General features: G+C 70.4%; 10 protein-coding genes. 9 read left to right on the top strand and 1 reads right to left on the bottom strand.

Translation table 11 applies throughout. The features are described from left to right. Nucleotides 1–209: 209 nt before the first annotated feature. The 4 genes from AB0G56_RS26490 (at nt 210) to AB0G56_RS26475 (ending at nt 5730) form a co-directional block, all read left to right on the top strand. Nucleotides 210–3359 carry a S41 family peptidase gene (locus AB0G56_RS26490; RefSeq protein ID WP_360973441.1) on the top strand — a complete coding sequence of 1050 codons (3150 nt, stop codon included), beginning with the start codon at nt 210–212 and terminating at the stop codon, nt 3357–3359. A gap of 92 nt (nt 3360–3451) precedes the next feature. Next, nucleotides 3452–3805 carry a histidine triad nucleotide-binding protein gene (locus AB0G56_RS26485; protein ID WP_360973439.1) on the top strand — a complete coding sequence of 118 codons (354 nt, stop codon included), beginning with the start codon at nt 3452–3454 and terminating at the stop codon, nt 3803–3805. 6 nt (nt 3806–3811) lie between these two features. After that, nucleotides 3812–4717 (top strand): ribonuclease Z, encoded by a 906-nt coding sequence (locus AB0G56_RS26480; protein WP_360973437.1) that lies wholly within the window; start codon nt 3812–3814, stop codon nt 4715–4717. Between the two features lie 20 nt (nt 4718–4737). Beyond that, nucleotides 4738–5730, top strand: a complete 993-nt coding sequence (locus AB0G56_RS26475; RefSeq protein WP_360973435.1) for an adenosine deaminase — start codon at nt 4738–4740, stop codon at nt 5728–5730. 92 nt (nt 5731–5822) lie between these two features. Here AB0G56_RS26475 and AB0G56_RS26470 read toward each other — a convergent pair whose 3' ends face one another. Continuing rightward, nucleotides 5823–6617, bottom strand: a complete 795-nt coding sequence (locus AB0G56_RS26470) for an IclR family transcriptional regulator (RefSeq protein ID WP_360973433.1) — start codon at nt 6615–6617, stop codon at nt 5823–5825. A 153-nt stretch (nt 6618–6770) separates the two neighbouring features. On the opposite strand from AB0G56_RS26470, the gene AB0G56_RS26465 reads away from it, so the two are divergent. The 5 genes from AB0G56_RS26465 to AB0G56_RS26445 all read left to right on the top strand — a co-directional run bounded on the left by AB0G56_RS26465 (nt 6771) and on the right by AB0G56_RS26445 (nt 22380). Then, nucleotides 6771–8063 (top strand): glucarate dehydratase family protein, encoded by a 1293-nt coding sequence (locus AB0G56_RS26465; RefSeq protein ID WP_360973568.1) that lies wholly within the window; start codon nt 6771–6773, stop codon nt 8061–8063. A gap of 301 nt (nt 8064–8364) precedes the next feature. Then, complete coding sequence (locus AB0G56_RS26460) at nt 8365–9441, top strand: PfkB family carbohydrate kinase (protein ID WP_360973566.1); 1077 nt, start codon at nt 8365–8367, stop codon at nt 9439–9441. A 404-nt stretch (nt 9442–9845) separates the two neighbouring features. Next, on the top strand, nt 9846–11792 hold the full coding sequence (locus tag AB0G56_RS26455; RefSeq protein ID WP_360973564.1) for a glycoside hydrolase family 31 protein: 1947 nt from the start codon (nt 9846–9848) through the stop codon (nt 11790–11792). Between the two features lie 706 nt (nt 11793–12498). Further along, nucleotides 12499–15417 (top strand): LamG-like jellyroll fold domain-containing protein, encoded by a 2919-nt coding sequence (locus AB0G56_RS26450; RefSeq protein ID WP_360973431.1) that lies wholly within the window; start codon nt 12499–12501, stop codon nt 15415–15417. A 75-nt stretch (nt 15418–15492) separates the two neighbouring features. Further along, a complete protein-coding gene (locus AB0G56_RS26445) occupies nt 15493–22380 on the top strand; it encodes a polymorphic toxin-type HINT domain-containing protein (RefSeq protein WP_360973429.1) in 6888 nt (2295 codons plus the stop codon). The last annotated feature ends 24 nt before the right edge of the window (nt 22381–22404 follow it).

Genomic DNA, 22404 nt, shown 5'->3' with positions numbered 1-22404 from the left:
CGGCTCGGGACACGCGGCCCGCTCCGGCGGCGGCAGGGCCGGCACGCCGGGAAAGCGGGCGGCGCGGGGCCGGCGAAGTGATCCCGAAGTGATCCGGACCCCTGTCCGTGACCGCGGGCGCTGCGTAGGGTGATCGGGTGACTCAGTCCGCATCGTCTGCATCGACCGTACCGTCTGCGTACCTCCGGTTTCCGCACCTGCACGGGGAGTTGGTCGCCTTCACCGCCGAGGACGACGTGTGGCTCGCGCCGCTGGACGGCGGCCGGGCCTGGCGGGTCAGCGCCGACAACGTGCCGGTGAACCACCCGCGCATCTCGCCCGACGGCACCACCCTCGCCTGGACCTCCACCCGCGACGGCGCCCCCGAGGTGCACGCGGCGCCGGTCGCCGGCGGCCCCGCCAAGCGCCTCACCCACTGGGGCAGTTGGCGCACCCAGGTGCGGGGCTGGACCCCCGGCGGCGAGGTCCTCGCGATCAGCACCCAGGGCCAGGCCAGCCTGCGCCGCAGCTGGGCCCGGGCCGTCCCGCTCGACGGCACCGAGGCCACCACCCTGCCCTACGGCCCGGTCGGCGACATCGCGTACGGGCCGCACACCGTGCTGCTGTCCGCGCCGATGGGCCGCGAGGCCGCCTGGTGGAAGCGGTACCGGGGCGGCACGGCGGGCAAGCTGTGGATCGACCCGGAGGGCACGGGGGAGTTCGTCCGGCTCCACGCCGACCTGGACGGCAACATCGAGTACCCGCTGTGGGTGGGCGACAGGATCGCGTTCCTCTCCGACCACGAGGGCACGGGCGCGCTGTACTCGTCGCACGCCGACGGCTCCGACCTGCGCCGCCACACCCCGCATGGGGGAGGCTTCTACGCCCGGCACGCCGCCACCGACGGCACCCGGGTCGTGTACGCGAGCGCCGGTGAACTCTGGCTCCTGGACGACCTCGACGGCGCCGAGCCGCGCCGCCTCGACATCCGGCTCGGCGGGCCGCGCGTGGACCTCCAGCCGTACCCGGTCGACGCCGGCCGCTGGTTCGGCTCCGCCGCCCCCGACCACACCGCCCGCGGCAGCGCCGTGGCCGTGCGCGGCGCCGTCCACTGGGTCACCCACCGCTCGGGCCCGGCCCGCGCGCTCGCCGCCGAACCCGGCGTCCGCACCCGGCTGCCGCGCACCTTCCGCGCCGACGGCGAGGAGTGGGTGGTGTGGGTGACCGACGCCGAGGGCGACGACGCCCTGGAGTTCGCGCCCGCCACCGGCCTCGCCCCCGGCGCCACCCCGCGCCGGCTGGCCGCGGGGCAGCTCGGCCGGGTCCTGGAACTGGCCATGTCGCCCGACGGCAGCCGTGCCGCCGTCGCCGCCCACGACGGACGGCTGCTGCTCGTCGAGCGCGAGAGCGGCGAGGTCCGCGAGGTCGACCGCAGCGACAACGGCGACGTCACCGGTCTCGCGTTCTCGCCCGACTCGGCCTGGCTCGCCTGGTCCCACCCGGGCCCGAGCCCGCTCAGCCAGCTCCGCCTGGCCCACACCACCGACCTGTCGGTCACCGAGGCGACCCCGCTGCGCTTCCAGGACTACGCGCCCGCGTTCACCCTGGACGGCAAGCACCTCGCCTTCCTCTCCCACCGCTCCTTCGACCCGGTCTACGACGAGCACGTCTTCGACCTGGCGTTCGTGGAGAGCTCCCGCCCGCACCTGATCACCCTGGCCGCGACGACACCGTCCCCGTTCGGCCCGCAGCGCCACGGCCGCCCCTTCGAGACCGCCGACAAGGACGAGACCCCGGACAGCGAGGGCGCCCCGGCCACCCGCATCGACCTCGAAGGACTCGCCGACCGCATCGTGCCCTTCCCGGTCGAGGCCGCCCGCTACTCCAACCTGCGCGCCGCCCGCGACGGCGTGCTGTGGCTGCGCCACCCGGTCACCGGCGTCCTGGGCGCCTCCCGCGCCACACCCGAGGACCCCGACCCGAAGACCGAGCTGGAACGCTACGACCTCGCCCAGCAGCGCATCGAGCACCTGGCCGCCGACGCCGACCACTTCGAGGTCAGCGGCGACGGCAAGCGCGTCCTGCTGTGGTCCGACGGCAAGCTCAGGGTCGTCCCCAGCGACCGGCGCGCCTCCGGCGACGAGGACAGCGACTCCAACATCACCGTCGACCTCGGCCGGGTGCGCCAGTACGTCGACCCGGCCGCCGAGTGGCGGCAGATGTTCGAGGAGACCGGCCGCATCATGCGGGACAACTTCTGGCGCGCCGACATGAGCGGCGTCGACTGGGACGGCGTCCTCGACCGCTACCGGCCCGTCCTGGACCGCCTCGCCACCCACGACGACCTCGTGGACCTGCTGTGGGAGGTGCACGGCGAACTCGGCACCTCGCACGCCTACATCACCCCGTTCGGCGCCTTCGGGGACGGCGCCCGCCAGGGCCTGCTCGGCGCGGACCTCTCCCGGCACGAGGACGGCAGCTGGCGCATCGACCGCATCCTGCCCTCGGAGACCTCGGACCCGCACGCCCGCTCCCCGCTCGCCGCGCCCGGCGTCGCCCTCCGCCCCGGGGACGCCGTCCTCGCGGTCGCCGGCCGGCCCGTCGACCCGGTGACCGGCCCCGGCCCGCTGCTGGTCGGCACGGCCGGCAAGCCCGTGGAGCTGACGATCTCGCCCGCCGGCGGCGGGGACGTGCGGTACGCGGTCGTGGTTCCCCTCGCCGACGAGGAACCGCTGCGCTACCACGCCTGGGTGACCGACCGCCGGGCCTACGTCCACGAGAAGTCCGGGGACAGGCTGGGCTACCTGCACGTGCCCGACATGCAGGCGCCCGGCTGGGCCCAGATCCACCGCGACCTGCGCGTCGAGGTGGCTCGCGAAGGCCTGGTCGTGGACGTTCGGGAGAACCGCGGCGGCCACACCTCGCAGCTCGTGGTGGAGAAGCTGGCCCGGCGGATCGTCGGCTGGGACCTGCCGCGCGGCATGCGGGCGGAGAGCTACCCGCGGGACGCGCCGCGCGGTCCCGTCGTCGCCGTCGCCAACGAGTTCTCCGGCTCGGACGGCGACATCGTCAACGCGGCGATCAAGGCGCTGGGCATCGGCCCGGTCGTCGGCACCCGCACCTGGGGCGGCGTCATCGGCATCGACAGCCGCTACCGCCTGGTCGACGGCACGCTGATCACCCAGCCCAAGTACGCGTTCTGGCTGGAGGGTTACGGCTGGGACGTGGAGAACCACGGCGTGGACCCGGACGTCGAGGTCGTCCAGCGCCCGCAGGACCACGCGGCGGGCCGCGACCCCCAGCTCGACGAGGCGATCAGGCTGGCCCTGGAGGCGCTGGAGTCGACACCCGCCAAGACGCCGCCGGACCTTCCCGTCTGAGGACCGGGGCTGCGGGCCGGCCGCCCACCGGCCCGCAGCCGACCGACTACGATGCCCCGTACCAGCTCACCGGCCCGAAGGAGCGCACGCGCATGGCAGGGGAACCCCAGGACGACTGCCTGTTCTGCAAGATCGTCGCGGGTCAGGTCCCCGCGACGCTCGTCCGCGAGACGGACACGACCGTCGCCTTCCGCGACATCAACCCCCAGGCGCCCACCCACATCCTGGTGATTCCCAAGGCGCACTACAAGGACGCCGCCGCCCTCGCCGCAGGCGCCCCCCAGCTCGCCGCCGACGTCCTGCGCGAGACCCAGGCCGTCGCCGAGGAGGAGAAGCTGGAGAGCTACCGCACCGTCTTCAACACGGGCGCCGGCGCGGGCCAGACCGTCTGGCACGCCCACGCGCACCTCCTCGGCGGCCGCGGCCTGCAGTGGCCCCCCGGGTAGGGTCCCGTGTCCGTCCGTGAACTCGTCGTCCTCGGCACCGCGAGCCAGGTCCCGACCCGGCACCGCAACCACAACGGCTACCTGCTGCGCTGGGACGGCGAAGGCATCCTGTTCGACCCCGGCGAGGGCACCCAGCGGCAGATGCTGCGCGCCGGGGTCGCCGCGCACGACCTGAACCGGATCTGCGTCACCCATTTCCACGGCGACCACTCCCTCGGCCTGGCCGGAGTGATCCAGCGGATCAACCTCGACCAGGTCCCGCACGAGATCACCGCGCACTACCCGCGCTCCGGCAAGCGTTTCTTCGACCGCCTGCGGTACGCCACCGCCTACCGCGAGACGGTCGCCCTCACCGAGGCCCCCGCCGACGCCGACGGCCCCCTCGCCGCGACCCCGGCGTACACCCTGGAAGCCCGCCGCCTCTCCCACCCCGTCGAGTCCTACGGCTACCGGCTCACCGAACCCGACGGCCGCCGCATGCTGCCCGACCGGCTCGCCGCGCACGGGATCACCGGCCCGGACGTGGGCCGCATCCAGCGCGAGGGGTCCCTCGGCGGGGTGCCGCTGGAGGCGGTGAGCGAGGTGCGGCGCGGGCAGCGGTTCGCGTTCGTCATGGACACCCGGCTCTGCGAGGGCGTGCACGCGCTCGCGGACGGCTGCGACCTGCTGGTCATCGAGTCGACGTTCCTCGACGAGGACGAGCCGCTCGCCGTCGAGCACGGTCACCTGACCGCCGCCCAGGCCGCCCGGGCGGCCCGGGACGCGGGCGTACGGCACCTCGTCCTCACCCACTTCAGCCAGCGCTACACCGACCCCGAGGAGTTCGAACGGCAGGCGCGGGCGGCCGGGTTCGAGGGCGAACTGACCGTGGCCCACGACCTGCTGCGGGTGCCGGTCCCGAAACGCCGGTGAAAGAGCCGTAGGATTCTTCGATGCCCCTGCCCAAAGCTGAACTGCACCTCCATATCGAAGGCACCCTCGAACCCGAGCTGGCCTTCGAGCTGGCCGCGCGCAACGGTGTGGAACTCCCGTACGAGGACACCGACGCGCTCCGCGAGGCCTACCGGTTCAAGGACCTCCAGTCCTTCCTGAACCTGTACTACGAGCTGATGGCCGTCCTGCGCACCGAACGGGACTTCGCGGACCTCGCCGACGCCTACCTCGCGCGGGCCGCCGCGCAGGGCGTGCGGCACGCGGAGATCTTCTTCGACCCGCAGGCCCACCTCGCGCGGGGCGTCAGCATGGACACCGTCGTCGAGGGACTGTGGCGGTCGCTCGGCCGCAGCGAGGAGAAGCACGGCGTCTCCACCCGGCTGATCCTGTGCTTCCTGCGCGACGAGTCCGCCGAGTCGGCCCTGAAGACCCTTCAGGCCGCCCGGCCGTACCTGGACCGGATCGCCGGCGTCGGGCTCGACTCGGCCGAGGTCGGGCACCCGCCGGCCAAGTTCCGCGAGGTGTACGAGACGGCCGCCGCACTCGGGCTGCGGCGCGTGGCGCACGCGGGGGAGGAGGGCCCGCCGGAGTACATCACCGAGGCCCTGGACGTGCTCGGCGTGGAGCGCGTCGACCACGGCCTGCGCTGCATGGAGGACCCCGCGCTGGTCGCCCGCCTGGTCCGCGACCGGATCCCGCTGACCCTGTGCCCGCTCTCCAACGTCCGGCTGCGCACCGTCGACACCCTCGCCGACCACCCGCTGCCCGCCATGCTGGACGCGGGCCTGCTGTGCACGGTCAACTCCGACGACCCGGCCTACTTCGGCGGCTACGCCGGCGACAACTTCGACGCCGTCCACCGCGCGCTCGCCCTGAGCGAGGACCGGCTGCGCGAACTGGCCCGCAACTCCTTCCTCGCCTCCTTCCTGGAGGACGACGAGGAGCGGCGCCGTCGCTACCTCGCCGAGGTGGAGGCGTACGAGTTCCCGTAGGCCCCTCCTTCCGTGGGACCGGAGGCTCCTTCCGCGGAACCGGAGGCTCCTTTCGCGCAACCGCGGGCCCGTAGACCCCCAGGGCGGTGTGCTCAGCGCCAGTGCGGCGCGCCGCCCGCGCCGGGGGCGGCGGCCTCGATCCCGGCCCTGATCCCGCGCATCACCGTGACGATCCGCTCCTCGTGGGCCGGGGTGAGCCGGGCCACCGGCACCGAGCAGCTGATCGCGTCCAGCGCCGGGGTGTCGTAGCGCAGGGCGAAGCCGAAGCCGGCGATGCCGGGGACGCTCTCCTCCCGGTCGACCGAGTAGCCGCGTTCCCGCACCCGCGCCAGGTCGGCCGCCAGGGCGTCCCGGCCCGTGCGGGTGTGCGCGGTCAGCGCCTCGTACGGGCCGTCGGGAAGGTCGGCGTCGGCGCGCTCGGCGAGCAGCGCCTTGCCGAGCGCGCCCGCGTGCGCGGGCAGCCGCCGCCCCACCCTGCTGATCGTCCTCAGGTACTCGTGCGACTCCCGCGTCGCCAGGTACGCCACGTCCCGCCCGTCCAGCCGCCCCAGGTGGATCGTCTCGCCCAGCGCCTCGGACGCCTCGTCCAGGTACGGTCTCACCAGCCCGACCCGGGGGTCGGAGTCCAGGTAGCCCGTGCCGGTGAGCAGGGCGTGGATGCCGATGCCGTAGAGCGAGCCGGTGACGTCCGTGCGCACCCAGCCGCGGGAGACGAGGGTCTGGAGCAGGGCGTACATGGAGCTGCGCGGCGCGCCCAGCGCGTCGGCCAGCTCCTGCAAGCGGGCGGGGCGGTCGCCGCGCGCGGCGAGCAGTTCGAGCAGTTCGACCGTCCGCGCCGCCGACTTCACCTCGCGCACGCCGCCCGCGGCGCCCCCGGTCTCCGACATGCGCCGATCGTAGACCGGGCCGGGGGAGCAAGAGGCGGTGGGCGCATGCCCCGCCCATTGACGGCCTCCTTTCAGCTATCTAATCTCCATCTCCATACGTGGATGACGTCTACAGAGGGAGACAAGCGCGTGAGTGTCGCCGGCCGGAGGACCCTGCTCGACCTCACCATCGCCGAGGTGCGCCTGACGCCGATCCTGGTCGCCGACCCGCCCCTGCTGAACACCCAGGGCGTGCACCAGCCGTACACGCCCCGGCTGGTCGTGGAGGTCGTCACGGCCGACGGGACGACAGGGGTGGGGGAGACGTACGGCGACACCAAGTACCTGGAGCTGGCCAGGCCGTTCGCCGAGCGCCTGGAGGGGCGTCAGCTCAGTGACCTCAACGGCCTGTTCACGCTCGCGGACGAGGTCGCCGTCGACGCCTCCCGTATCGAGGACGCCGTGGACGTCGGCGGACTGCGCGGCGTGCAGACCGCAGACAAACTGCGCCTGTCCGTCGTCTCCGGCTTCGAGGTCGCCTGCCTGGACGCGCTCGGCAAGGCGCTCGGGCTGCCCGTGCACGCACTGCTCGGCGGCAAGGTGCGCGACAGCGTCGAGTACAGCGCGTACCTCTTCTACAGGTGGGCCGCGCATCCGGCGGGCGTGCCCTGCGAGCAGGACGACTGGGGCGCCGCCGTCGACCCGGCCGGAGTCGTCGCGCAGGCCCGGCGGTTCGAGGAGCGGTACGGGTTCACGTCCTTCAAGCTGAAGGGCGGCGTGTTCCCGCCGGACGAGGAGATCGCCGCCGTGCGCGCGCTGGCCGACGCGTTCCCCGGCCGCCCGCTGCGGCTCGACCCCAACGGCGCCTGGTCCGTCGCCACCTCGCTGAGGGTGGCGCGGGAGCTGGGGGACGTCCTGGAGTACCTGGAGGACCCCGCGCTCGGCACGCCCGCCATGGCCGAGGTCGCCCGGCGGACGGGGGTGCCGCTGGCCACCAACATGTGCGTGACGACGTTCGCCGAGATACGGGAGGCGTTCACGAAGGACGCCGTGCAGGTCGTGCTCTGCGACCACCACTACTGGGGCGGACTGCGCAACACCGGGCAACTCGCCGCCGTCTGCCGCGCCTTCGGGGTGGGAGTGTCCATGCACTCCAACACCCACCTGGGCATCAGCCTCGCCGCGATGACCCACGTCGCCGCGACCGTCCCGGACCTCCACCACGCCTGCGACACCCACTACCCCTGGCAGGCGGAGGACGTCCTCACCGAGCGGCTCACCTTCACCGGCGGTCGCGTCGCCGTACCGGAGGGGCCCGGACTCGGTGTCGAACTCGACCGGGAGAAGCTGGCGTTCCTGCACCGGCGGTGGCTGGCGGACGACGGCTCACTGCGGGACCGTGACGACGCGGCGGCCATGCGGATCACGGACCCGCAGTGGACGACCCCGGCGGTGCCCCGCTGGTGAGGGGCGCGGACTTCCCGAGGTGCCGCCGCACCTGGCGCGACCGCCCCGCCGGGTGGGCGAAGTGGTGCACACTGGCCTGATCCGCACCATGCCAGGGGAGCGCACCGTGACCGCGTCCAGCACGCCCGCCGGAGAAGGACCGGAGTATCCGAAGGGGCAGGAGTACCCGAGGGAGCACGAGTGCCCGAGGGGGCAGGAGTACCGGAGGGGGCAGGAGTCCCCCGAGGACCGCGAGTACCCCCGCGACCGGGAGTACGTCGTCGGGGCGCCGCACGCCCACGCCGCCCCGCAGGTCGACCCGCTGGCCGCCCTGCGCACCGTGCACGACCCGCCCTGGGACGTCTACCTCACCGGAACGGTCTTCCTCGACATCATCTTCACCGGCCTCGGCTCCGCCCCGGTGCGCGGCACGGAGTCCTGGGCGCGCGGGATGGGGTCGAGCCCCGGCGGTGTGGCCAACATGGCGACCGCCCTCGCCCGCCTCGGCCTGCGTACCTCCCTCGCGGCGGCCTTCGGTGACGACCACTACGGGGAGTACTGCTGGGACGCCCTGGAACAGGGCGAGGGCATCGACCTCTCGCCGTCCCGCACGGTCCCCGGCTGGCACTCCCCGGTCACCGTCTCCATGGCGTACGAGGGCGAGCGCACGATGGTCTCGCACGGCCACGAGCCGCCGCCGGAGGACGTACTGCTCCAGGAGGGCGGCCCCGTCTGCCTGCCACCCGCGCGGGCCGCCGTCGCCTCCCTGACCCCCGGCAGGCGGGCGCCCTGGATCGCGGAGGCCGCCCGCAAGGGGACCCGCGTCTTCGGGGACGTCGGCTGGGACGACACCGGCGCCTGGGACCTGGCGGGACTCGCCGACCTGGAGCACTGCGAGGCGTTCCTGCCCAACGCCGAGGAGGCGATGCGCTACACGCGCACCGACTGCCCGCGCACCGCGGCGCAACGGCTGACCGAGTTCGTGCCGGTCGCGGTGGTCACCCTCGGGGCGGAGGGCGCCTACGCGGTCGACCGGCGCACGGGGGAGAGCGCCGAGGTGCCCGCCATCGCGGTCGAGGCCCTGGACCCGACGGGCGCGGGCGACGTGTTCGTGGCCGGGTTCGTGACCGGCAGCCTGGCCGGGTGGCCGCTGGCCGACCGGCTCGCCTTCGCCGGCCTCACCGCCGCGCTCTCGGTGCAGGAGTTCGGCGGCTCCCTGTCGGCACCGGGCTGGTCGGAGATCGCCGCGTGGTGGCGCCGGGTCCAGTCGGTGGCCGGCCAGGACCCGGCGGCCCTGCGGCGGTACGCCTTCCTGGAACGGCTGGTCCCGGAGGCGTGCGTCGAGCCGTGGCCCAGGCGCAGGGCCGTACCCACCATCGGCTTCGGCAGGTCCGCCTGACGGACGCCGCCCTGCCCGGGACACTCCCGCCCCGGGACACTCCCGACCTGGAACACTCCCGCCCCTGAGACTCTTCCGCCCTCGGGACACTCCCGGCCCCCGGGACACTCCCGATCCGGGGTGTCCGGACACGCCATTGACAGACAGATGACGTTTGCTGCTCAATTATCGGCAGGATCAAGCATTATTTTGCACGGGCACCGCACTTCCTGACCCATGGCTCCCGCCTGACCCTCCGTCGAAGGACAAGCGTCGTGCGCAGACCATCCCGCAGACCCAGAGTGCTCCTCGCCGCCCTAGCCCTGGCCCTCGCCCTCCCCGTCGGACTGACCGCGCAGGATCAGGCCCAGGCCGCCCCCGCTCCCGCCCCCCACGCGCCCCGGCTCACCTCTTCCCCCAACGAGGTGACCCTGACCGTCCCGCCGAGCCGCACGTCCCCCGGCTACCGCCTCCAGGTGACGACCGCTCAACTCTCCTTCACCACCCGCCGCTCCGGCACCACCGTTCTGGCCTCGGCCCCCGCCGACACGGGCGCCCTGCGCTTCCGCACCGGCGGGACCTGGCAGCACGCCACCCGCGTGACCGACTGGTCCTGGCGGGACGGCACCCTCACCCTCACCGCGGCGACGACGGCACCCGGCGCCACCGTCCGGGCCCGCCTCACGCCGGCCGCCGACCGCTACCAACTCGACTGGCAGGTCACCGGCCAGGCCGCCCCCGACCGCCTCGGCATCGCCTACGACCTCTCCTCCGCCGGCCACTGGTACGGCCACGGCGAGGCCCAGACCCCCGCGGGCGGCCCTGGCACCGACCAGCCCTGGCCCCTGGACAGCGGCCAGGTGGTCCACTCGGCCTTCGGCCCGGCGTCGTACTACATGGTCGACCCCTTCTGGTACACCTCGCGCGCGACCGGTCTGCGTGTGGACACCGGCCACGTCATGGACGTGGCCATCAACCAGAACAAGGACGGCCTCGGCCGCTTCGACGTCGAGTCCGCCGACCCCTACAAGGCGACCGTCTTCGTCGAGTCGACGCCGCTGGACGTCTACCGCGACTACATCGGCATCGTCGGCAAGCCGGCGAAGAGCGACGCCACCTACCGGCAGTACGCCGAGCCCGTCTGGAACTCCTGGGCGCAGTTCTACACCCACGTGGACCAGGCGAAACTCCTCGACTACGCCCAGGACCTGCACGACAACGGCGTCAGGGGCCACACGCTCCAGCTCGACGACAAGTGGGAGTCGAACTACGGGAACATGACCTTCGACGCGAAGGCCTACCCGGACCCCAAGGCCATGTCGAAGAAGATCCACGACCTCGGCTTCGACTTCGGCCTCTGGGTCACCCTCTGGATCAACCTCGACTCCGACCAGTACCAGTACGCCGCCGACCACGGCTACCTGCTCAAGTCCGCCGCCGACACCGCCAAGCCCTGCACGGTCACCTGGTGGAACGGCACCGCGGGCATCGTCGACCTCGCCGACCCGGACGCCAAGGCCTGGTACGAGGGGCGCCTGAAGTCCCTCATGAGCACCTACGGCATCGACGGCCTGAAGTTCGACACCCGCTTCATCGACGAGAAGTGCGCCCCGCACGAGGGCTACAAGCCCACCGACTACCAGCGGCTCGGCGCCCAGCTCGCCGACGAGTACGACCTCCAGGGCGTCGGCATCCGCGTCCACTGGGACAGCACCGCCCACCAGGCCGGATTCGTCACCCGGCAGGAGGACAAGGGCACCGGCTGGAACTCTCTGCGGGCCTCCGTCTCCCAGAACCTCGCCATCTCCACCATCGGCTACCCCTTCGTCACCACCGACATGATCGGCGGCTCCCTCGGCCAGCCGGCCCCCAGCAAGCAGGTCCTGGTCCGCTGGGCCCAGTCGGCGTCCCTGATGCCCCTGATGTACGCGTCCACGTCACCCGTCGACACCAACGACCCCACCACCGGCAAGAAGGTGGTCTACGACCAGGAGACCATCGACCTCTACCGCGCCGCGATCGCCCGCCACGGCCGCCTCGCCCCCTACATCTGGGACCAGGTCCAGGCGACCCTGCGCACCGGCGACCCGATCATGCGCCCCCTGTTCTTCGACTTCCCGAAGGACAAGGCCGCCTACACGATCACCGACGAGTGGATGCTGGGCCCGGCGGTCCTGGCGGCCCCCCAGCTCACCGACGCTCCCACCCGCACGGTCCACCTGCCCCCGGGCACCTGGTACGACGTGGCCCACGCCAGGACCGTCCACGGCGACCGAACCCTGACGTCCTACGCGACCCCCCTGGGCACGGCCCCGGTCTTCGTGAAACTGGGCGCGAAGGGAGCGCAAAAGGCCCTGCGGGCGCTGCGCTGAGCCTGCGGGCTCTGCGTCGAGAAAGCCCCGTCCCAGCACAGCCGCCCGGGCCGGCCGGCCCGGGCGGCTGTGCTGTCCGGATCCGAAACGCCGGCAGAGCCGGTTCTTTTCGGTGATTCCACGCAGTGCTTGGTGAGGATCGTGGGCGGCGCCCGATGTGAGCGGTCCGATGTATTTGCGTTTGATGGTGAGCTAGTGACCTTCCGCCTGGCTATGTGTGCGGCTTCCGTGTAGGTCACGTTACGGCGAAGTTCCACATCTTGGGGTCGCCTGGGAAGAGGTGGATCCATCGGCCGCTCGGTGCTCGGAGCGCGGCTGCTTCCGAGCATGCCTGCGGGCTGAGTTCGTGGGCTTTTCCTCACATTCGCGGCTTGCCCGGACTGGAGCACCTGAATATTCCTTTACCTTTCCTGGGTCCTTCTTGTGCAACGCTATTGCGTTTTTTTGTCAAAGCCACGCGACCTATTGAGTCGATTTGGCTGCTTGGCGCCTCTGGGAAGCCATTGACAGGACGAGAAGGGCCGGGATTTGATCACCGCTTGTAAATAGCCTGTGAATGCAAGGTGGGGGTCATGGGGTGGGGTGGTGTGCGTAGGTGGTCAAGTCGCGGGACGCCGCGCACAGCACGGACCTTGCGAGTGTCCGTTTTCCTGTTTCCGTCGACGGGGTCACGGCGCGCGATACGACTGCGGGTGGAGCCGCGTTCGTGGACACTCAGGGCCGGCCCGTGTTCACCACCGGCACGGCGCTGATGTACGACTCCGCCACGCCGGCCACCCCTCAGGCTCCGTCCGCCAAGAAGTCCAGTGTTGCTCGTACGCAGGCCGGGACCGCGGCCCTCACCGGGGGCGCTACCGATGGTCCGGTCCCCGGCGCTCACACGACCGCGATGGACGTGACGGTCTCGGACGACGAGCTGACGCTGAAGCCCGACCGGTCCTTCCTCGACGATCCGGACACCGTCTACCCCGTGGTCTTGGACCCTCAGACGACCAGTGCCTCACTGGCCGGCTGGACGACGGTATGGACGAGTTCCCCGTCGACGTCGTTCTGGAAGACCTCGCACGCGCTCGGGGTCGGCTATGACGCGTGGGTGGACAACAAGAAGGCCCGTTCGCTCTACCAGTTCGACACACACACCCTGGGCGGCAAGAAGATCCTCTCGGCCACCTTCACAGCGCTGGAGGTGTGGTCGGCGAACTGCACTGGCAAGCCGGTGGAGTTGTGGCGCACCGGTCCGATCTCGTCGTCCACGACGTGGTCGGCCCAGCCGTCCTGGTCCGCACGCGCGGACACGGTGACGGCGGCCAAGGGCTACTCCTCGTCGTGCCCCGGCGGGAATGTGTCCTTCGACGCGACCGGCGCTGTCAGTTACACCGCCGGCCAGTCCGCCTCGACCACGACCCTCGGCCTGCGCGCCAGCGACGAGAGCGACGCGATCGCCTGGAAGCAGTTCGGCTCACCCTCCGACTACAAGCCGACGCTGTCTGTGACGTTCGTGTCGAAGCCCAGTGCTCCCTCCAACGTGAAGATGTCGGCCCCGAGCCTGGCGTGCTCCACGACTTACGCCGGCGCGGTCGTGATCCGGGACACCACTCCCACACTGGCCGCAGCACCCCAGTCCGCCGACGGTTCGCAGTCGACACTGCGGCCCAACTTCGAGGTGTACAAGTACGACCCGAATGCCACCGATCCGCGGGTCGGCTCCGGCAGCCCGTCGGCGTACACGACATCGGGCACGGCGGGTACGTGGACCGCTCCATCGCTGACCAACGGGCAGACCTACTGGTACCGCGCGCGAAGCGAGTACAGGTACTCCTTCAACGGGACGACCGGCTACATGTACTCGAACTGGTCTCCGGCGTGTTGGTTCAAGGTCGACACCACACGTCCCGTACAGCCGGATGTCGACTCATCGGCCTATCCGGAGTGCGCGAGCCCTGACGCGCCCGATGACTGCACCGCCTACGGTGGCGTGGGAGTGCCGGGATCGTTCACGCTCAAGGCCAACGGAGCCTCGGACGTCGTCAAGTACACCTTCCAGCTCAATGACGACCCGGTGCAGACCAAGACGTTCACCAGCCCCGCCACCAGCTACACACCTCCTTCGATGGCCCCGGATGTGCGCGGGCTGAACACGCTCACGGTCAACACCTGGGACGCGGCGGGGAACGAATCGGCCAGCTACACCTATTCCTTCAAGGTCGCCCCCGGCGCCGGACCCGTCGACCAGTGGTCGATGGACGAAGGAACAGGCTCCACAGCGGGAGACTCCATCGGAGGCAAGGACGCCACGCTGCACGGCTCGGCTGCCTGGACGGGCCAGGCCCGGCTCGGCAAGGCGCTGCAGGGCAACGGGGCGTCCGCCTACGCGGCGACGGAATCCTCCGCGCTCGACACCACCAAAAGCTTCACGGTGGCTGCCTGGACCCGTCTGACGAGCACCTCCCAGAACTCCGTCGTCGTCGCCCAGTCGGGATCCAACGGATCCGCTTTCGCGCTCTACTACTCGGCCTCCTACAAGGCGTGGATCTTCAACCGGTACGCCTCGGACGTCGTCTCGCCGACGGTCGTCCGGTCGGTTTCGACGGCCACCCCGGTTGCGGGTGTCTGGACGCATCTGATGGGGGTCTACGACGCGCAATTCCATACCATCCAACTGTTCGTCAATGGCCTGCCGCAGGGCGATCCCGTCTCTTTCACCACTCCCTGGGCTGCCACAGGCGGCGTGCAGATCGGCCGCGTCCTGTCAGGCGGCGCCTTCACCGAGTACCTTTCCGGCCAGGTCGACGAGGTGACGGCCTGGAACCGCATCCTCTCCTCCCAGGAGATCGCTGACCTCCAGGCGATGACCGACCCGAGCACCGGACAGGCACGCCCGGCTCTGGCCGCCGACTGGACGATGGAGGAAACCTCCGGCACCAGCGCCTCGGACTCCTCCGGATACGCCCACACCGCTGCCGTGACGGCGGGCGGCACCTGGACCACCGACACCGACGGCGGCAAGGGCAACGTCCTGTCTCTGGACGGGACGTCGACGGCCAACGCCACGGCCGCCGGTCCGATTGTGGACTCTCAGGGTGAGTTCACCCTGTCGGCATGGGTAAAGCTCGACGCGGCCGCCCTGGCCGACACGTCCGTGCCCCACCACATGAAGATCGCCACTCAGTCCGGCAGCGCACGCGACGCGTGGGGGCTGTGGTACGACCAGGCCGCGGGATCCACCCAGGGAATGTGGGTGTTCGGCCGGGCCATGTTCGACGGAGGCCCGGTCATCCAGGTTCCCGCCGATATATCAGCTGCTCAACTGGTCGACCCCGGTGCCTGGACCCTCCTGACCGGCGTGGACGACAGCGCCCACAACCAGATGCTCCTCTACGTCAACGGCGTCCGCCAGAGCGCCTTGCACGACACCGACTCCGATCCCAGCACTGACTCGGGGCGCACCCTCGGCATCCCCTGGCAGGCCACCGGCGCCTTCAGTATCGGTCGCGGGCGCACCATCAAGGGCGACTACGGCGACTATGCGCGTGGCCTCGTGGACGACGTGCGGGTGTGGACCGGAGTGCTGTCCGACATGGCCATCGACCAGATGTACCTCAACGAAGTGCCCATCCCGCTGTGACATCAGCCCGCCGGCACGCCGGGCGCGCCACACCGTCAGCGGCCCCCTTCACCCCACACCTTCAGGAGACCAGTCATGGATGGGCTACGACGGACACGTCTGTGGGTCGTCGCCGTCACTACGGGCGCCCTGGTAGCCACCGGGCTCGGTGCGGCGCCGGCGGTGTGGGCCACCCAGCGGCACGGACATCACACGGTGGGTGCGCCGGACGTTGACAACGGCACCGCCGTGCCGGTCAAGACGCAAACCCCTGCCCGCAAGGACCCGGCCAAGGACGCCGCCGCCCGTACCACCGCGAAACTGGCGAAACCCATCACATGGCCCGAGGTATCCACCACCACCGTGTCCGTGGCGCCACACGGAGTCCGTGCCGCCACCACGCGGGTAGGCGAACTGCCGGTCACGCTGAGCGCACCGACCGGCGGCGCTGCCCCGGCCAAGGTGGCGGTGAAGGTGGCCGACCACCGCACCGCGACGGCCCTCGGCATCAATGGCACCGTACTGTCCGTGGCCCGCGCCGACGGCCGCAAGGCCGCGGGTAAGACACGGCTGACACTGGACTACTCCAGCTTCGCGAACGCCTACGGCGGTGACTACGCCTCCCGGCTCACCCTGGTCACCCTCCCTGCCTGCGCGCTCACCACCCCGGCCGTGAAGAAGTGCCAGGCCACCAAGCCGGTTCCCACCACCAACGACGTCGTGCATCACACGCTGACCACCACGGCAGCACTCAGTCCCGTGGGGGTGACCGCGCTCGCCGCGACCACCGCCACCGCGAAGTCCGGTGCCGGCTCCTACCAGGCGACCTCTCTCAATCCGTCGGCGGCCTGGAACGCGGGCGGCTCCAGCGGTGACTTCACCTGGTCCTACCCGCTCACCGTTCCTCCCTCCAACGGCGGTCCCGCCCCGAACCTGGCGATCACCTACGACTCGCAGAGCGTCGACGGGCGGCTGCCCTCCACCAACAACCAGCCCTCGTGGGTCGGTGAGGGATTCGACCTCTCCACCTCTTACATCGAGCGCTCCTACGACTCCTGCGACGACGACGGCCAGAAGGACAAGAACGACGAGTGCTGGGCGAACGACAACGCCACCCTGGTCCTCGGCGGCAAATCCAGCCCGCTGATCAAGGACAGCAAGACGGGCACCTGGCACCCCAAGAGCGATGACGGCGAGCGAGTCGTGCGGTCCACCGGCGCGGTGAACGGCGACAACGACGGCGAGTACTGGACCGTCACCACCCCGGACGGCACCCAGTACGTCTTCGGCAAGAACCACCTGCCCGGCTGGACCACCGGCGCCGCCGAGACCAACTCGACCTGGACCGTCCCGGTCTTCGGCGACGACTCAGGCGAGCCCGGCTACGACAAGGCGACCTCCTTCTCCGGCCGCGCCCTCACCCAGGCCTGGCGCTGGAACCTCGACTACGTCGTCGACCCGCACGGCAACGCGATGTCGTACTGGTACAGCAAGGACACCAACTACTACGCCAAGAACGGCGTCACCACCGTCAACGGCACCGCCTACGACCGAGGCGGCTACCTGAAGCGGATCGACTACGGCATCACCGCTTCCACCGTCTTCGGCGCCGCACCCCAAAAGGTCACCTTCACCACCGCCCCACGCTGTGTGGTCACCACCACCGAGACGTGCTCCTCGCTCACCTCCAGCACGGCATCGCACTGGCCCGATGTGCCCTTCGACCAGGTCTGCGACTCCGGCAAGACGTGCAAGTCGACCGGCCCGACCTTCTTCTCCGAGATACGTCTCGCCGGAGTGACCACCAGCGTCTGGGACGCCGGCCTGTCCACCCCCGCCTACCGGGACATCGACAGCTGGGCGCTCGACCAGGACTTCCCCGATCCCGGGGACGGTACCTCCGCGGGCCTGTGGCTGAAGTCCATCACCCGTACCGGCAAGGACGGCGCGACCACGCCCATGTCGGCCGTCACCTTCGCCGGCATCCAGCTGTTCAACCGAGTGGACACCGCACACGACGACATCGCCGCCCTGGTCAAGTGGCGCGTCAGAACCATCACCTCCGAGACCGGCTCGGTCCTGACCGTCAACTACTCCGATCCGCAGTGTGTCGCGGGCACCACCATGCCCAGCAGCCCCGATTCCGACACCATGCGGTGCTTCCCGACGTACTGGCAACCGCCCTACACTCCCGACCCGCAACTGGACTGGTTCCACAAGTACGTCGTCACCCAGGTCACCGAGTCCGATCCCGCCGGCGGAGCCCCGCTGAAGGAAACCGACTACACGTACAACGGCTCCCCGGCCTGGCACTACGACAGTGACAACGTCACGTCGCCGGCCAAGCGCAAGACCTGGTCCGTCTGGCGCGGCTACGGCAGCGTCACCACGACCACGGGCAACGCCCAGGCAACCCGCACGAAGACCGTCGCGACGTACTTCCGCGGCATGGACGGCGACAAACAGGCCGACGGCACCACCCGGACCGCCAAGATCACCGACTCCACCGGCGCCACGGTCACCGACACCGACGCCCTCGCCGGGAACGTCCGCGAATCGATCACCTACAACGGCAGCGCCGAGGTGTCCGGTGTCATCACCGACCAGTGGATCCACGCCACAGGCACCGACGGCACCCGCACCAGCACCTACACCCGCCCGCAGGCCGTCCGCACCCGCACCGACCTCGCCTCCGGCGGCACCCGCGACACCGCCGTCACCACGACCTACGACGACACCACCGGCGCGGTCACCATGGTCGACGACGCGGGCGACACCGCCGTCAAGGGCGACGAGCAGTGCACCCGCACCACACTCGCCGACAACACCACCGACTGGCTGATGGCCGCCCCCGTCCGGGTCGAGACCGTCGACGTCGCCTGCGACGCCGCACCCAGCCGCCCTGACGATGTCGTCTCCGACGTCCGCACCCTCTACGACAGTCAGGCCTACGGTGCCGCCCCCACCCGCGGCGACGAGACCTCCACGCAGCGGCTGACCTCCTACAGCAACGGCAGCCCCGTCTACCAGACCGTCTCCACCAGCCACTACGACGCCCAAGGCCGCGTCGACTCCGTCAAGGACACCAACTCGGCGAGCGTCAGCACCACCACGTACAACCCGCCCACCGGCGGCCCGCTGACCAGCACGATCACCACCGACGCCAAGGGCTACGCCACCACCACCACCTTCGACCCCGGCCGCGGCACGGCCACCTCAGTCGTCGACCCCAACAACAAGCGCACCGACTACGCCTACGACGGCCTCGGCCGGGTCACCAAACTGTGGCTGGCCAACCGCTCCAAAGCCGCCAACCAGTCCCCAAGCCTCACCTACGCCTACACCACCTCGAAGACATCCGCCTCCGTGGTCTCGACGGGCAAGCTGAACAACGACGGCAGCACCTACGACACCACCTACGCCCTCTACGACGCGCTGCTCAGACCACGCCAGACGCAGACCCCCTCCCCGGACGGCGGACGCGTCATCGCCGAGACCAAATACGACAGCCGGGGCCTGGCCGTCCAGTCCAACACCGACTACACGGACGCCACCTCGCCCACCGGCACCCTCGTCGCCATCACCTCGGCGGTTCCCTCCCAGACCCGTACCAGCTACGACGGGGCGGGCCGCGCCGTCAGGACCGACTTCTACGCGGGCGGCGTGAAGCGGTGGACCACCTCCACCGCCTACCAAGGCGACCGGACCAGCGTCACGCCGCCCAAGGGCGGCATCGCCACCACGACCCTGACCGACACCCTGGGCCGCACCACGGAGACGCGCCAGTACGACAGCGGTACCCCGTCCGGCTCCTACACGTCCATCAAGTACCACTACGACGCCAAGAGCCGCCTCCAGCAGGTCAACGACAACGACGGCAACACCTGGACCTACACGTACGACCTGATGGGCCGCCAGGTCAGCACCACCGACCCCGACGCCGGCAAGACCACCACGGCGTACAACGAGCTCGACCAGGCCGTCTCCAGCACCACTGCCGTCGGTACCGCCGACGAGAAGACCCTCAGCTACACGTACGACGTCCTCGGCCGCAAGACGGACATGTACGACGGCACCACCAAGGACGCCGCCCACCAACTGGCCAAGTGGACCTACGACTCCATAGCCAAGGGGCAGCCCACCTCCTCCATCCGCTACGTGGGAGACTCCGCCGGCAAGGCATACATCAGCCAGGTCGGCGCCTACGACAGCCTGTACCGGCCGACCCTGTCCCGCGTCACGATCCCCTCCGTCACCGGTGAGGAAGCACTGGCCGGCAGCTACACCTCGACCGTCGGCTACAACCTCGACGGCACCGTCCAGGTCACCTCCGACCCGGCGGCCGGCGGACTGCCTGCCGAATCCCTGGAGTACGGGTACAACGACATCGGCATGCCGACCACCCTCGACGGTGCCACCGGCTACGTACAGAAGACCAGCTACACCAAGCTCGGCGACATAGGGCAGATCACCCTCGGCGTCTCCTCCGCGAACAGCGCCAAGTGGCTGCAGGTCACCAACACCTATGAAGACGGCACCCGCCGCCTCAAGCGCGAACTCGTCACCGACGACACACACACCGCACCCGTCCAGGACACCTCCTACGACTACGACGACGCCGGCAATCCCACCAAGACGGCCACACACGCCGACGGCACCGACGACGTCCAGTGCTACCGCTACGACGGCCACGACCGCCTCACCCAGGCCTGGTCCGCCACCGACGGCTGCTCCGCCGACCCCACCACCGCCGTCCTCGGCGGCCCGGCACCCTACTGGCAGAGCTTCGCCTACGACGGCCTCGGCAACCGCACAGCCCGGACCGATCACGCGACGACGACGGGCAGCAACGACACCACCACGACCTACGACTACCCGGCGAAAAACACCGACCAGCCCCACACGCTGACGTCGTCGACCAGCACCACAGGCACCACCAGCACCAGCAACTCCTACTCCTACGACGCCTCCGGCAACACGATCACCCGCACCCTCAACGGCAAGAAGCAGGCACTCGACTGGGACGACGAGGGCCACCTGGCCAAGGTGACCAACGCCGACGGCACCTCCGCCTCCTACCTCTACGACGCCGACGGCAACCGGCTGCTCAGCCGCGACGACAACGGCACCACCCTCTACATCGGTGACACCGAAGTCCATCTCGCCAAGGGCACCAACACGACCACCGGCACCCGCTACTACACCTGGGCCGGCCAGACCATCGCCGTCCGCACCAGCTCCGGCAGCCTCCAATGGCAGGTCACAGACCCGCACAACACCGCCGAAACCGCCGTCGACGCCACCACACAGACCGCCACCCGCCGCCGCCTCGACCCCTTCGGCAACACACGCGGCACCCAGCCCGACGCCGCCGCATGGCTGGGCGACAAGGGATTCGTCAACGGAGTCGTGGACACCACCACAGGCCTCACGCACCTGGGAGCGCGAGAGTACGACCCCACGACCGGCCGCTTCGTCTCCGTCGACCCCGTCCTGGAGCTGACGGACCCCGAGCAGATCGACGGCTACACCTACGCCGGCAACAACCCCGTCACGAACAGCGACCCGGCCGGCCTGTGCATCGACCCCGGCAACGGACACTGCACACCCGACGACGGCGGCAAGAAGGGCTCCCAGGAACCCGACCCGGCGTACGGCAACACCAACCCGGACCCCAGTGCCACCCCCAGCAGCGGCGGTGGTGGCGGAGGCGGTGGCGGTGGCGGCGGCGGTCACCACCACTGTGGCTGGTCCTGCCACTTCCACAATGTCGTACACAAGGGCTACAACCTGGTCAAACAACACCCCGTGATCGCCACCGTCGTAGCCACCGCCGTGGTCGTCGGAGTCGTCGCCTGCGTCACAGCCACAGCCGGAGGCTGCGGAGCCGTCATCGTGGCCGGGGCCGAAGGATTCACCGCAGGCGCCGAAGCAGGCAGCCTCGGAGCAGCCGCGGTGGGCGCATCCGTCGGAGTGGCCAGCGAGGGCGGCGCGGTCATCGCCGGGGCGGCAGGCATCGCCGGGGCAGGAGCGGGGGCTGTCGCGGAAGGCGCTGAAACAGTAGCGGCGTCGAAGGCCGCAACACGATCAGGAGCACAGGAAGCCGCAAGCGCAGCCGAAAGCACGGCGACCGCCGGCGCCGCCCGCAGTAGCGGACGCGCGAAGACCGCGGCGCCGAAGAGCGGCGCCAGCGCCTGCAACCACAGCTTCCTGCCCGCGACCAAGGTCCTGATGGCCGACGGGGGCAAGAAGAAGATCGCCGACGTCAAGGCAGGCGACAAGGTCCTGGCCACCGACCCCGTCACCGGCAAGAGCCAGCCCCAGACCGTCGACAAGCTCATCACCACCAAGCACGACAAAGACTTCGCCACCCTCACCATCCGCAACAAGGGCAAGTCGTCAAAGATCGTCGCGACAGTCACCCACCCCTTCTGGATCACATCCCTGAAGACATGGGTCGACGCCGGCCACATCAAGACCGGCATGCTCCTCCGCACCAGCACCGGCGCAGCCGTAAGCGTCACAGCCGTCAAGACCTGGCACCACCCGCACCTCACTCACGACCTGACGGTCAAAACCACGCACACGTACTATGTACTCGCCGGGGCCACGCCGGTACTGGTACACAATTGCAATGAAGGCGTCGCAACGCTGCACTATCACGGCGACGGGAATCACTTCAGTGTTGAGGTGACGGATGGTGAAACAGTGACGCACACTCACCTGATGCCTCATGACGGAGAAGCTGTCGTCTCGCCGTATTCTGGCCCTCCGAGCATTATGAGTCGAGACATCGACCTTCCGAACGCTAAGGCTGCCTTGGAATTTCAGAAAAACACTCAGGGGAGCTGGGGTCCGTATCACCCGTTGGGGAATAGTTGCCTGACGTACTGTGCAAATGTGCTCCGAGCGGGAGGGGCTGAAGTTCCGGAAGGGAAAGCGGCTATTCCGTGGGCGAGAAAGTTCCTCTCCGGCGGTCAGTAGGCTTCTCGCTGATGACGCATTGAC

It is taken from the genome of Streptomyces sp. NPDC021356 (assembly GCF_040641015.1).
In the GTDB taxonomy this organism is placed as follows: Bacteria; Actinomycetota; Actinomycetes; order Streptomycetales; family Streptomycetaceae; genus Streptomyces.
This window is presented reverse-complemented; position numbering and strand designations above follow the sequence as displayed.

What these genes read in the sequence shown, in the direction of transcription:
- AB0G56_RS26445 (WP_360973429.1), top strand. Translation starts at nt 15,493, where the DNA reads ATGGATGGGCTACGACGGACACGTCTGTGGGTCGTCGCCGTCACTACG.
- AB0G56_RS26470 (WP_360973433.1), bottom strand. Translation starts at nt 6,617, where the DNA reads ATGTCGGAGACCGGGGGCGCCGCGGGCGGCGTGCGCGAGGTGAAGTCG.
- AB0G56_RS26485 (WP_360973439.1), top strand. Translation starts at nt 3,452, where the DNA reads ATGGCAGGGGAACCCCAGGACGACTGCCTGTTCTGCAAGATCGTCGCG.
- AB0G56_RS26475 (WP_360973435.1), top strand. Translation starts at nt 4,738, where the DNA reads ATGCCCCTGCCCAAAGCTGAACTGCACCTCCATATCGAAGGCACCCTC.